General features: G+C 42.4%; 11 protein-coding genes. 4 read left to right on the forward strand and 7 right to left on the reverse strand.

All coding sequences use genetic code 11. The features are described 5' to 3' along the window. Positions 1 to 142: 142 nt before the first annotated feature. Positions 143 to 1210 carry a porin gene (locus JMY02_RS08075; RefSeq protein ID WP_201597020.1) on the reverse strand — a complete coding sequence of 356 codons (1068 nt, stop codon included), beginning with the start codon at positions 1208 to 1210 and terminating at the stop codon, positions 143 to 145. 536 nt (positions 1211 to 1746) lie between these two features. Continuing rightward, entirely contained in the window at positions 1747 to 3945 is a 2199-nt protein-coding gene (locus JMY02_RS08080) for a malate synthase G (protein WP_201597022.1), read from the reverse strand. Positions 3946 to 4390: 445 nt separating this feature from the next. Between JMY02_RS08080 and miaE the strand changes: the two genes are divergently transcribed. Further along, positions 4391 to 5116: a tRNA-(ms[2]io[6]A)-hydroxylase gene (gene miaE / locus JMY02_RS08085; protein ID WP_201597024.1), complete on the forward strand. Its 726-nt coding sequence runs from the start codon at positions 4391 to 4393 to the stop codon at positions 5114 to 5116. Between the two features lie 110 nt (positions 5117 to 5226). Here miaE and JMY02_RS08090 read toward each other — a convergent pair whose 3' ends face one another. The 5 genes from JMY02_RS08090 to mtgA all read right to left on the reverse strand — a co-directional run bounded on the left by JMY02_RS08090 (position 5227) and on the right by mtgA (position 9760). Further along, a complete protein-coding gene (locus JMY02_RS08090; RefSeq protein WP_201597026.1) occupies positions 5227 to 5430 on the reverse strand; it encodes a hypothetical protein in 204 nt (67 codons plus the stop codon). 60 nt (positions 5431 to 5490) lie between these two features. Beyond that, a complete protein-coding gene (locus JMY02_RS08095; protein WP_201597028.1) occupies positions 5491 to 5865 on the reverse strand; it encodes a hypothetical protein in 375 nt (124 codons plus the stop codon). An 81-nt stretch (positions 5866 to 5946) separates the two neighbouring features. Next, on the reverse strand, positions 5947 to 6198 hold the full coding sequence (locus tag JMY02_RS08100) for a hypothetical protein (RefSeq protein WP_201597030.1): 252 nt from the start codon (positions 6196 to 6198) through the stop codon (positions 5947 to 5949). Between the two features lie 456 nt (positions 6199 to 6654). Next, positions 6655 to 8856 carry a polyphosphate kinase 1 gene (gene ppk1, locus JMY02_RS08105; protein ID WP_201597111.1) on the reverse strand — a complete coding sequence of 734 codons (2202 nt, stop codon included), beginning with the start codon at positions 8854 to 8856 and terminating at the stop codon, positions 6655 to 6657. A 217-nt stretch (positions 8857 to 9073) separates the two neighbouring features. Further along, entirely contained in the window at positions 9074 to 9760 is a 687-nt protein-coding gene (gene mtgA, locus JMY02_RS08110) for a monofunctional biosynthetic peptidoglycan transglycosylase (RefSeq protein ID WP_201597032.1), read from the reverse strand. Positions 9761 to 10010: 250 nt separating this feature from the next. Here mtgA and JMY02_RS08115 point away from each other — a divergent pair, with 250 nt between their 5' ends. The 3 genes from JMY02_RS08115 (at position 10011) to JMY02_RS08125 (ending at position 12757) form a co-directional block, all read left to right on the forward strand. After that, complete coding sequence (locus JMY02_RS08115) at positions 10011 to 10409, forward strand: glutaredoxin family protein (RefSeq protein ID WP_227678449.1); 399 nt, start codon at positions 10011 to 10013, stop codon at positions 10407 to 10409. A gap of 41 nt (positions 10410 to 10450) precedes the next feature. Then, entirely contained in the window at positions 10451 to 11638 is a 1188-nt protein-coding gene (locus JMY02_RS08120; RefSeq protein ID WP_201597034.1) for an alpha-hydroxy acid oxidase, read from the forward strand. Positions 11639 to 11752: 114 nt separating this feature from the next. Next, positions 11753 to 12757 (forward strand): rhomboid family intramembrane serine protease, encoded by a 1005-nt coding sequence (locus tag JMY02_RS08125; protein ID WP_201597036.1) that lies wholly within the window; start codon positions 11753 to 11755, stop codon positions 12755 to 12757. The last annotated feature ends 107 nt before the right edge of the window (positions 12758 to 12864 follow it).

A 12864-nucleotide genomic window follows, 5' to 3' on the forward strand; every position in this document is an offset into this window, starting at 1 on the left:
AATATAGGGCAAAAACACAAACTCTTTGAAACTCTTTATTTTGGTACGTATTTATTATGACCTACTATCTGTTTAGAAAAGTCATAACAAAAAAACTCACCCCGAAGGATGAGTTTTTTATAATCAGATTCTAATGGTTAGATTAGAATTTGTATTCTAGGCCAGTACCCACTACAACTACTTGTGCATCGCCTCTTACACCAGTAAGTACAGGGTTACCGTTAGTGCCTTCATCGTAGTATGAATAGCCAACATTATCAGCATTGTTTACGCCAGCATAGGCATGAGCAATGATGTTGTCTTTAAACATGTATTTACCACCAACAACGATTTGGTCTGAATCAGCATTGTTAAGACCATCTAAGTTATCGGTTTTGTTGTACTGTGCGTATACAGATGCTGGACGGGCAAAGTTATTTAGACCCATTTGAGCACTGATAACTAGACCTTTCTCTTTTTCAGAGGCGTGGTCATAATCACCTACTTGATATAGCGCGCCTAACTGTACTGGATAAGCCATGTATTTGCCTAAATCAACAGTAGCCGTACCACGGATGATGTCACCCTCGATGTTCTGATCTTTGTCGTATGCAACACCAGCTGTGAAGCCAGTACCTTGATCAAACAACATAGCAACACCAAAACCTGCATTGTCATTACCATTTGCATCGTCAGAGCTATACATAGCAGAAAGCTGCAATGGTAGACCTTCGTATTTTGGTGCAGTCCAAATGATTGAACTTGGGATACGGTTACTATCCGCCATGTTTAACGCATCAACAACTTCGTTTTCATTTTTGGTAGTACCTAGGTTATCCCAGTAACCTTGGTTAACAACAACGTTGTCAATTCTAGCCAAGCTTGATTGGTTTTTACCAACACGGAATTCACCGAACTGTTTGTTTACAACACCAAGATACGTATCGCGGTTAGTGAAACCGTTTTTATCGCCATCAATACGTGTGCCATACTCTAACTGATAGATAACATCAGTATTAGCAGTCATGGCTTCAGAGCCTTTAAGGCCGATACGTGAAGCATGAGAGTTAATCTCTACTGTATCTTCGTCATACATGTTACCAGCAGGACCATCAAACTCAGCATTGACATAGTCAGCCGCTAAAAAAGCTTTACCATAAACGGTAGGCGCTGCATTGGCTGCAGATACAGATAGGGCAGCAACTGCTGTAGCTAAAAGTAGTTTTTTCATGGGGTATCTCCACTTTACAATTTTAGTAATAAGCTAGCTATTATTAGCTGGTGCTCATAATGGTATCGTCACAAATCCTCAAAGATATAATGTGTAACTGGCTACCGAGATTAGTCAGAAACAAGTGTGGCGAAGTTCTATTACAGTAAGATGAAAAAAACCACGACTTACATAACTGGGATTAAAAAAGTAACTGCCATGTAAAATTAGGTCTTTATCTGTCTGTTGCGTAACATCCGTTACCAAACTCATACTTCGATTACAAGCATAACAACTTTGACATAATTTGCAACATATTTTTTTGCTTTTTAAATACATCCATTGGTGGACGCTATACACACTATGTGAATGCAGACATTTGCAAAAAACCTTATCGACTCAAACAGATAAAGCTATCATTGATTAATAGGATTACTAATAAATTGAAACCATCGTAATCAATCCACTTTTTTTGGCAAAAATAAAGCGCTACTTATTGATTAATAAGTAGCGCCAATAAAATGACGAGATTTACTCAGTGCATTCAGAAATTAGACTTAGGCATTGGCTTTTAAATCAAGGCGCGCTTGATGCAGTAATGGCTCAGTATAGCCACTAGGCTGCGCGCGTCCTTTGAAGACCAAATCGCACGCTGCTTTGAAGGCATAGGAGTTGTCAAAGTCATTTGACATCGGCTGATAGTCACTATCGCCCGTATTTTGCTCATCAACGACCTTTGCCATACGTTTCATCGTGTCCATCACTTGCTGCTCGCTAACGATGTCATGGTGCAACCAGTTGGCGATGTGCTGACTTGAAATCCGCAAAGTCGCGCGGTCTTCCATTAGACCAACGTCATTGATATCCGGCACTTTAGAACAACCAACCCCTTGATTGACCCAGCGTACCACGTAACCTAAGATACCTTGAGCATTGTTATCAATCTCTTGCTGCTTTTCTTCCTCTGTCCAATTGGTATTTTTTGCCAATGGAATGGTCAAGATATCATCTAAGCTGGCACGTTTGCGTGATTTTAGGCTGTCTTGTACCTCAGCGACATTCACTTGATGGTAATGCATGCTATGCAAGGTTGCGCCAGTCGGTGACGGCACCCAAGCGGTGGTAGCACCAGATTGAGGATGCGCCGCCTTAGTGTCCATCATCTCTTTCATTTCATCAGGTTTTGCCCACATGCCTTTGCCAATTTGAGCACGGCCTTGTAGCCCTGTCTCCAACCCGATGTCAACATTCCACTGCTCGTATGCAGGCTGCCATGTTTGTGACTTCATCTCTCCTTTTGGGACAAATGGACCAGCATTCATACTGGTATGCATCTCATCACCCGTACGATCCAAAAATCCTGTGTTAATAAAGATAACACGCTCTTTGGCTTGGCGAATGGCTTCTTTTAAGTTAACCGTCATGCGACGCTCTTCGTCCATGATACCAATCTTAAGGGTGTGACGTGCTAAGCCCAATAAATCTTCTGAGGCGTTAAACAAGTCATTGGCCATTTTGACTTCTTCAGGGCCGTGCATTTTTGGTTTCACGATATACATCGAGCCTTTGCGCGAGTTTGACAGCTCGTTTTTACCTTTTAGGTCATTGAGCGATAATAATGGTGTAATCAAACCGTCCATCAATCCTTCAAAAATGCCCTCTTGACCATTGCCTAAATCAACTAATATTGCCGGATTCTGCATCAAGTGACCCACATTACGGATGAGCAATAGCGAGCGACCCGGCAAGATTAGCGTGCTGCCCTCTGGCGTATGGTATTCACGGTCTGGGTTTTGCTTACGAGTGCGGGTTTTACCGCCTTTCTCAAAAGTTTCTTGCAAGTCGCCATTCATTAGACCGAGCCAGTTGCGATAAACTTCCACTTTTTCTTCTGCATCGACGGCAGCGATTGAATCTTCGCAATCCTGAATAGCAGTAATCGCTGATTCAAGCAGCACGTCTTTAATGTTTGCTGGATCATCTTTGCCAACTGGATGACTGGCATCTATTTGAATCTCTGCATGCAGACCATTGTGTTTTAACAAAACACCCGTTGGGTTTTCGGCATCACCTAAAAAACCAACAAATTGGGCAGGCTCTTTTAGCTGTGTATTACTGTCGCCTTGGGCAATTTCAAGTTTACCGTCCACCACTGTAAAGCCAGTCGCATCGTTGTACGAGCCTGATGCTAATACAAAATTTTCGTCTAGGAATTTTTTGGCATAAGCCACGACAGCAGCACCGCGGGTTGGATTGTAGCCACCTTTAGCTTCTTGCCCATTTTCATTACTGATGACATCTGTACCATATAAAGCATCATACAAACTGCCCCAACGAGCGTTGGTTGCGTTCAATGCGTAGCGAGCATTCCGTACTGGTACGACCAACTGCGGCCCAGCGATATGGGCGATTTCGTCATCGACGTTTTCTGTACTGACAGTGAAGTCATCGCCTTCTGGCAATAGGTAACCAATCTCTTGTAAGAATGTCTTATAGGCAGAGTAATCAATCACGCCATCTTTGGCAGGGTTGTCTAAATGCCACTGATCAATCTGTGCTTGAATCTGGTCACGAGTTTCGAGTAGTGCTTTGTTACGCGGCGTGAATTCTTTGATGACCTTTTCAAAACCTGACCAATAATGCTCTGAATCAACACCGACCTTCGGCAGCACTTCGTTTTCAATAAAGTCATACAACTGCTGGTCAATGGCAAGAATGCCTTTTTGAATACGATTGGTTGTAGAAGACTGGCTCATGTTGTTATCCTTATTCGTTCGTGAAGTGTATGAATACGAAACTGCTATGATTATGGCTCACTATTTATTGTGCTGGCTAGGCATCTACAGCAAATGTAGATCACCAATCAAACATGCTGAGTGGTTCTAGATATCTGCTCATTTATAAGGTAGCGTTGATTGCTATAATGCCGATTATCCATGATCAAGCAAAATCTCATCCTACTATCAAATAAAGAAATAAACAAGAAAACACCATTCACCAAATAAATATTTGGGCTGTATAATAATGATAATCTATATTTCATCAGCCTTATACGGCTTTAATAACGCTTAAAATTAAGATAACGATACGGTTCAGACAAACAATAAGTAATCATCCTGATAGTGATTTATACTTATTGGTTATCTATTCAATATTTGCGTTTTATTTGACACCGTTAAACACCCGACCATGATAGAGACTATGAATACCAAAATGATGCAGATGAAAACCAATAGTAATAATGACAATGACATTCACGATATTAACAATCATGACATAGCAGAAGATAGCGTCGATGTTACGCAACTTCGAACCCCAATAAAGGTGGATCTGTCCCCTATTCATCATTTTTTGGGTGCTCGAACCACGCAAACTTGGGTCGATGCAGCCTTGGCAAACTTACCTCTCATCATTCAAGATCATGCCAATTGTGAAAAAAAAGCGGCTGGCACGGCGATGAACTTGATATTTCGCTATGAGTTTTCTTATGATTTGCAGCGTAAATTAGCACAGCTGATACGTGAGGAGATGCTGCATTACGAACAAGTGCTAGGCATCATGAATGATCGCGGGCAAGAGTGGCGATACTTAAGTGCGGGACGTTATGCCAAAGGCATGTTAAAGCACAAACGCACTTATGAGCCAGCAGCGATGGTAGATGTACTGATAATCGGGGCATTTATTGAAGCGCGTTCTTGTGAACGTTTTGCTGCGCTTGCGGAGGTTATCGATGATGAGCGCTTGGCAAAATACTATCGCTATTTATTAAAATCAGAGAGTCGTCACTTTGAGGACTATTTGGCATTGGCACAATCACTGTCTGAAGACACTATCGATGAGCGAGTGGCGTTTTTTAAAGAGATAGAAGCAGAGCTGATAGAAAGTCCCGATACTGAGCTGCGTTTTCATAGCGGGACTCCGGCTTAACAACTACCTTCTAACCATTCTCTTACTGCCTTTTATAAAAACAAAAAAGCGTAACGATGACAACGTACTACTGGTGCTGTTATTACTCAAAACACCTTTTCAATCCACTGTTATTTGTCGTCTTCCATTAATGGGCTGTCGTACTGCTTGTTATCTTTAGCAACGTGATGCGGATCATGATCGTCTGTTGCTCTTTCAGCAGCAGCAGGATTGACTTTTTGCAGCGCATCATCGGGTACGATACCGTTATTGTCATCCGCATCTTTTAATTTGTGCTCATCGACGATTTTTGACTGGTCATTTGGTAAGCTCATCTTCATTCCTTAGTGTATATTCCCTGTTGATATGCATTCTTTCCAAGATGCCAATCTTTGCTATCTGTTGCTATTCTTTTGATCCGGATTTAGCACACGAGTCTGAGCATTATCAATATTGGCATAACGATTCAGATCGTTAATATTTAAACTGTCAGGGGCTTCACTACCGACAGTGTCTTCATTGATATTGTCGTCAAAACCATTGCCGCTTTGATCACGGCGATCAGGCTGACGGGCTGGATTGTCGTTATCATTGACATGCTCTGAGTGGACTATTCCTTCTTCAAACGTATCAGTACCTTTATTTTCAGTAACGTTTTTTTCGAGCTCATCATGATTATTGGGATGAGTATTGATCGTTTGAGTCTCATCAAAATTTTGCTCGGTTTCTGTAATACGAGTTTTGCTCAAAGCAGAATCTTTGGTTTCCATGGTCGTGTCCTTATAATTTTTATTTGTTGATGGCTCTTTATATAATTAAAGCGCTATAAATATTAACTATTAGTCTAATATCTATTTGTTGCCGTCTTGGCTCAAATCATAAGCATTTAAATCTGCAACGTTTTTGCCACCTGCTGGCAAATCTTCTTCTTTACGAGGATCAACATAGACTTCATCAGTCTCTTGTGACGCTTGCTCAGGGCCATCTATGTTTGGCTGATTTTTTCGACCTTCATAGCTGTTTTTGGGGTTATCTGGATGTGCAGTAGCGGTATCTTGGATAGGCACTGCTTCTTCATCATTTGGATGGGTATTGTCTGTCATGGCAAATTCCTCGGGCTAATCAATTAAGAAATCAATGAAACAGGTATGACTATTATACGACTGCTATTGATGTTTTATAGATTTCCTCAAGTATAGTTAGCATGCTGCAAGTCGTACCAGTGTACTGCCGTATCAATATGTGAATAAATGTGAGGTTACCAGACAGTTTGTAACTTTTATAGAGATGTTTTAACTATTAATGCCTCAACTATAGTCAATCTTAAATAAAGTGGATACACGATATCATGACGCAGGATTGGTACAAATTTTTCTTGCTTGCTGTGCCTGTGCAGCTTGATGCTACAAAAAATTCGTACCAATCCTGCTGTATCCTTTTTATATTGATCTGACTGTATTATAGAAACGCTTCAACCATAAAATAAAAACCAAGTACTAAGATTATCAGTACTTGGTTAAATGCATACGCCTTCATGTTAGCCGATATTTTTGCAGCTGCTAAATAGGATCTTGTACATTATTAATGGTTTTTAACAAGTACTCTTGGGCAATGTGCGGCGTCTCTCCGGCTGCTGGCTGTAACTGCTGCCAAACGCCCTTACCATCCAGTCTCCACGCTTGCGTGTTGTCTTTTAGATAGTTAAGTAGACCATCTTGATAAATCTGCTTAAACAGTTTTTTGTCCACAATCGGAAATGCCACTTCTACGCGATGAAATAAATTACGATCCATCCAATCAGCACTGCCACAATATAAACGCTCATCACCATCATTGTAGAAATAATAAATACGCGTGTGCTCCAAGAATCGACCAATAACAGAGCGTACAGTAATGTTTTCAGACAACCCTTTGACTTGCGGGCGTAGACAACACATTGAACGTAAAATCAGCTCAATTTTGACACCTGCTTGTGACGCATCGTATAGCTTGTCAATCAGGCGACGCTCAGTTAGGGCATTGACCTTGATAATAATATGGGCGCGCTTGCCTGCCTTTGCATGAGTAATTTCATCATCAATAAAGCTCATCAATTTGTCGTGCAAGGTAAATGGCGCATGCAGTAGTTTTTTGAGGTTGGCGGGTTTGCCCATACCTGTCAGCTCTTGGAAGATATTGTGTACGTCTTCTGAAATATCAGAATCGGCACTAAATAAACCGTAATCGGTATACACTTTGGCATTGGCAGCATGATAGTTGCCTGTCCCTAAGTGCACATAGCGACGAATGCGATCGTCCTCACGGCGCACGATGAGCATTAGTTTTGCATGGGTTTTGTAGCCGACGATACCATACACCACGACTGCGCCAGCTTCTTGTAGATAGTTGGCAACAGCGATATTGGAGGCTTCATCGAAGCGGGCACGTAGCTCGATGACGGCAGTAACTTCTTTACCATTTCGAGCAGCAGCAGCCAGCGCTTTGACGATTTCTGAGTTGGTGCCTGAGCGGTATAGTGTTTGCTTAATGGCGAGCACTTTTGGGTCACTGGCCGCTTGCCAAAGCAGGTTAATAATTGGCGAAAACGCGTGAAACGGATGGTGTACCAGCACATCATTTTTGCGCATGGCGGCAAACATGCTGGTCGCTTTGTCTAGTTTGTCCATCTCACGGCGAAACTCTTTTGGTATCACGTGAGTAAAAGGCTGATAACGCAGTGCTGGAATATTAAAATCAAACAGCAAACGCGTTAAATTGACAGGCCCATTGACTCGGTACAGTTGATTGTCATGTAATTCAAACTCGTTGAGCAAATAATCACTAATAGGTGTCGGACAATCGGCTGTGACCTCTAACCGCACTTTGTCACCAAACCGGCGGTTTTCCAGCTCACCTTCTAGCGCTTTGGCAATATCTTCGACATCATCGGCCAAATCCAAATCAGCATTACGGGTCAGTCTGAATTGATGACAACCCGTGACGTTCATCCCAGGAAACAGCTCGCCAATATGCTCATGAATAATGGCTGATAGCATGACGTGATGCTCTTTGCCACCCGTCAGCTCATCAGGCAGGCGAATCACACGCGGCAGACTACGCGGCGCTGGTACAATCGCTAAATTGATATCGCGACCAAAAGCGTCTTTGCCTTCTAAAGTGGCGATAAAGTTTAGACTCTTATTGACCAAACGCGGAAATGGATGGGCAGGATCGATGCTAATCGGTGTCAATACTGGCGATACTTGTTCTGTAAAGTAGCGTTTCATCCAAGCCGATTGCTCAGCATTGAGCTCATCACGTTTGAGATAACGGATGTCTTCGAGGGCAAGTGCAGGCAAAACATCTTCGTTAAGAATGCGATATTGCTCAGCAATGGCAGCGTGCGTTATGGTGGATATCTCGTTGAGTACTTCACTTGGACGCATACCGTGAGCGCTGGTCGACACATCGCCCATATTGAGCTTTTGCATAATACCCGCAACGCGTATCTCAAAAAACTCATCGATATTGGATGAAAAAATAATCAAGAAAAACAAACGCTCAAGTAGCGGATGGCGAGGACTGGCCGCTTGTGCTAAGACACGTAGATGAAACTGTAATAACGACAAATCGCGATTGATATAGCTGCTGGGTGAATAGCTGCCATCCTCTGAGCGTTGCCAAGCAACCTGCGTTGACTGTTCAATGCTATTCTCTTGTTTATTGCTAAGTTTTATTTCAGTGTTGCACGCGCTATCGGCGGTATCATTGATATCACTCATGTCATTATTCTCATTACTGTCGCCCTCATTGCTCTGCTTGCCATACGCCTCTGCCACGTTACTACTCCCTTTGCGTTATCGATACGTCATTATCTTTTACGTCAATGCTTTGTTATGTCAATGCTTTGAATCGCTTTTACTTCAGTCTTTCTTATAACAGCTATTTATGACAAAACGCACCATCACTACTCAAACCTCACCATATTCAAATGCTCATTCATGCAGATTGTGGTAATGCAGCGTTTTTCATACGTTTTTTGATAATACGTTGTTTGTTACGCAGGCTTCTATCGCCTTGATTGTCTTGATAATATTTTGGATTGGTCAGCATGGCGATGAGCAAGGCAGATTCGTCACGATTGAGGTTGTCTGCAGATTTGTCAAAGTAATGCTGAGCCGCCGCCTCGATACCATAAATACCAGTACCAAACTCTGCTACATTGAGATACGCGGTCAAGATACGCGTCTTATCCCAAAATGTTTCAATCATTAGCGTGATAACCGCTTCTTCGGCTTTACGAACGTAGGAACGATGCGAGGTCAAAAATAGATTTTTTGCCAGTTGTTGCGTAATTGTTGAACCACCCGCAGACATCTTCCCTGTCTCTTCGTTTTTCTTTTGGGCTGCTTTGATACCTTTAAAATCAAAGCCACTGTGCTGACTAAATGTCGAGTCTTCACTCACGATCGCCGCTTGTTTGGCAGATTTTGCAATATCATCGTACTCCACCCACGTTTGTGTGACATCGCCACCTGTCATACGATGGGTCAGCATAAACATACTGTTATTAATAGGCTGTGTTTTCCAAATTAATAGTAGGCCTGCGACCAATATATGGAATGCGACGACCAACAACATTATTGCCAGTAATAGTCGTTTGATAAATTTGCTAAAACTTGCCATGCGAGATATCCAAGTGATTAAAAAGCCAAGAAGATGAAACAATAAAATGAAATAAGCCGCTATCGATAAAAAACGTAGGCCAGTCATGATAAATGAGTAATTAAAAACAGTAGGTCATCTTACCTAATCTCACAATCGCTGTCATTATTTACCCCATTTCTTTATGATGTTATAAAGGACAAACAATATTCAACTTTTTTGCGTCTCCAAATTAGCGCTGTGCGACACATGTAAATATAAGAGAATAAATATGCACAATGACAATGTATACCATGACAATATGCACAATGGCAGTATTTGCGATGAGAGCACTATTACCACTCATATTCATCACAACGGTATTCACCATAACGATATCAAAGCATTGCGAGATCATATTATTTTGGCAAGTCCTAATTTAGGTGCGGCTGAAAATACCGATAAATGGTGGCTATTGGGTACGTCTGGCTGTCATTTATGTGACATCGCTGAGCAAATTATCATGCAGTTTCAAGCGGTACAGCCCATTACTTATAAAAACGTCGATATTGCTGATTTTGATGAGCCACTAATGATGGCGTTTGCCACCACCATCCCAGTTATTTTAACGCCATCCAAACGCTTGAATTATCCGTTTTCAGTCATGGATTTACAGCAATTATTGACTTAAAAACAATATTTCTATCACCAGTATTTTATATTGAGACCTATATGAAAAATTTAGAAAAAGTCACCGAAATTGAAGACTTGCGGCGAGTCGCTGAACGCAAAGTTCCACGCATGTTTTATGATTATGTCGATTCAGGCTCATGGACTGAGACCACATATCGTAACAATGAAAGCGACTTTGATCGGATTAAACTGCGCCAACGTGTACTGGTCAATATGGACAATCGTAGTCTAGAAACGACCATGATTGGCGAGCGGGTCAAGCTGCCAGTCGCTATCGCGCCAACGGGATTTACTGGCATGATGTGGGCAGATGGCGAGATTAAAGCGGCGCAGGCAGCAGAAACGTTCGGTGTGCCTTTTTCTTTATCGACCATGAGTATCTGCTCTATCGAGGATATCGCTACCCATACCAGCAAGCCGTTTTGGTTTCAATTGTACGTGATGCGCGATCAGGCCTTTATGGCCAATCTGATTCGCCGTGCTAAAGAGGCGAATTGCTCCGCGCTTATTTTGACTGCTGATTTACAAGTACTCGGTCAACGACATAAAGACATTAAAAACGGTCTGTCTGCCCCGCCCAAACCGACACTGGCCAATATCCTCAATCTCATGACCAAACCTGAATGGTGCCTAAACATGCTGGGCACTAAAAGACGTACGTTTGGCAATATCGTCGGTCATGCAAAAAACGTTGCGGATCTCTCTTCCTTGTCTGCGTGGACAGCAGAACAGTTTGATCCCGCTCTCAGCTGGGACGATGTCGCCCGTATCAAAGACATGTGGGGCGGCAAACTGATTATCAAAGGTATCATGGAACCTGAAGACGCTATTTTGGCCGCGCGTAGCGGTGCGGATGCGCTGGTGGTGTCGAACCATGGTGGTCGGCAATTAGATGGTGCGCTCTCCTCTATTTCAGCCCTAGCAGATATCGTACAAGCAGTGCATGCCGAAAACAGCGATATTGAAGTATGGCTCGACAGTGGCATTCGCTCCGGTCAGGATGTGCTAAAAGCCATATCCCTAGGCGCAAAAGGTACGATGATCGGTCGCGCTTTTCTTTATGGGCTGGGTGCATATGGCGAAGATGGGGTGCGCCGCGCACTGGAAATCATTTATAAAGAGTGTGATATATCAATGGCATTCTGTGGCCATACCGACATCAATAACGTCACGGATGATATCTTGGTGAAAGGGACTTATGAAAACCTTAAAACGAATCATCCATAAAAACCATCCTCTTTTAAGTGATGATTTCATGCTTATTGATAACATGTTCTGAGCATACCCTTTATACTCTACCTATAATCTTTACTGATAATCTTTCATTTATAGTTAACTTTTATGACCATTCAACAATTATTAAAAACAGCACCCGTGACCACTTTGCTACTCATCAGCTTTATTGGATTATTTATCATCCAAATATTCACAGGGGTCGATGCCAACAATCCATCGACTGAAGCACTGTTAAAATGGGGCGCTAATGCCTTGCCTTTTACCATGGGTGATGAGCCGTGGCGATTGGTCAGCAGTGCATTTTTGCATATTGGCCTTATGCATTTATTGTTTAATGGTTTTGCTATGTACTTCTTTGGACAAGTTGCCGAGCCGATGTTTGGCTCAGCCAAGTTTTTGGCATTGTTTTTATTGGCGGCAATCGGTGGCAATTTACTCAATAGTTATGTCACGTGGCAGGATATCTTGGCAGGTACTGGGCAACCGGGATTATCGGCGGGCGCTTCTGGTGGCATTATGGGTATTGGGGCGGCGTTATTGATAGCAGCGCTGTTTAAAATATCGGTTAATGGCATGATGCTCAATTTAAGGAGCTTGATATTTATTATGGGCATTAACCTCGTCTATGGTTTTGCTGTGCCGGGTATTGATAATGCAGGTCATATTGGCGGTGCTATTACTGGCTTGGTAATTGCGCTGGCTTTCGCAATAGCCTACCGTCAGCGTATGACTGTCACTTTGCAAAACGTCCTTGTGCCTCAGACAGACTATCAAAATAACAATCAACTCGACACTCAAAACTCCTATCAAACTGATTATGAGGATAATGACCAAACCGACTATGCAACCAGCCACATCGATCAGCCGTCCGACCCTGATGCTTATTCGACCAGTAGCTCTGCCGAGTTTGACACTCGTATTGACATAAATTTGGATACACCTACCAACGCCGCGCACACCAGTACCATTCAACAACAAGCACCTGCCAAACCTTCATTTATTTGGACACTGCTCCCTTGGATGGTAATGCTGTTAATCAGTATGGGCTTTGTCTGGTGGTGGCAAGATATTCACTATCAAATCATACAAGTATTAAAAACCATTGAGTAAATGGTCATACTTATTTATCATGACAAAACCGCTCATAAAAACAGCCTATTTATTTAGATTACCTTACTCTATCGCTTCTGCTTGATGATACTATCCAACCATTCCTA

Origin of the sequence: Psychrobacter vallis (assembly GCF_904846715.1) — a bacterium.
GTDB classification, from domain to species: Bacteria; Pseudomonadota; Gammaproteobacteria; order Pseudomonadales; family Moraxellaceae; genus Psychrobacter; species Psychrobacter vallis.

Bases quoted from the DNA above. Each gene is read 5' to 3' on its own strand.
- JMY02_RS08080 (WP_201597022.1), bottom strand. From the start codon at position 3,945: ATGAGCCAGTCTTCTACAACCAATCGTATTCAAAAAGGCATTCTTGCC.
- ppk1 (WP_201597111.1), bottom strand. From the start codon at position 8,856: ATGAGTGATATCAATGATACCGCCGATAGCGCGTGCAACACTGAAATA.
- JMY02_RS08125 (WP_201597036.1), top strand. From the start codon at position 11,753: ATGACCATTCAACAATTATTAAAAACAGCACCCGTGACCACTTTGCTA.
- JMY02_RS08075 (WP_201597020.1), bottom strand. From the start codon at position 1,210: ATGAAAAAACTACTTTTAGCTACAGCAGTTGCTGCCCTATCTGTATCT.
- JMY02_RS08095 (WP_201597028.1), bottom strand. From the start codon at position 5,865: ATGGAAACCAAAGATTCTGCTTTGAGCAAAACTCGTATTACAGAAACC.
- miaE (WP_201597024.1), top strand. From the start codon at position 4,391: ATGAATACCAAAATGATGCAGATGAAAACCAATAGTAATAATGACAAT.
- JMY02_RS08120 (WP_201597034.1), top strand. From the start codon at position 10,451: ATGAAAAATTTAGAAAAAGTCACCGAAATTGAAGACTTGCGGCGAGTC.
- JMY02_RS08115 (WP_227678449.1), top strand. From the start codon at position 10,011: ATGCACAATGACAATGTATACCATGACAATATGCACAATGGCAGTATT.
- JMY02_RS08100 (WP_201597030.1), bottom strand. From the start codon at position 6,198: ATGACAGACAATACCCATCCAAATGATGAAGAAGCAGTGCCTATCCAA.
- mtgA (WP_201597032.1), bottom strand. From the start codon at position 9,760: ATGGCAAGTTTTAGCAAATTTATCAAACGACTATTACTGGCAATAATG.
- JMY02_RS08090 (WP_201597026.1), bottom strand. From the start codon at position 5,430: ATGAGCTTACCAAATGACCAGTCAAAAATCGTCGATGAGCACAAATTA.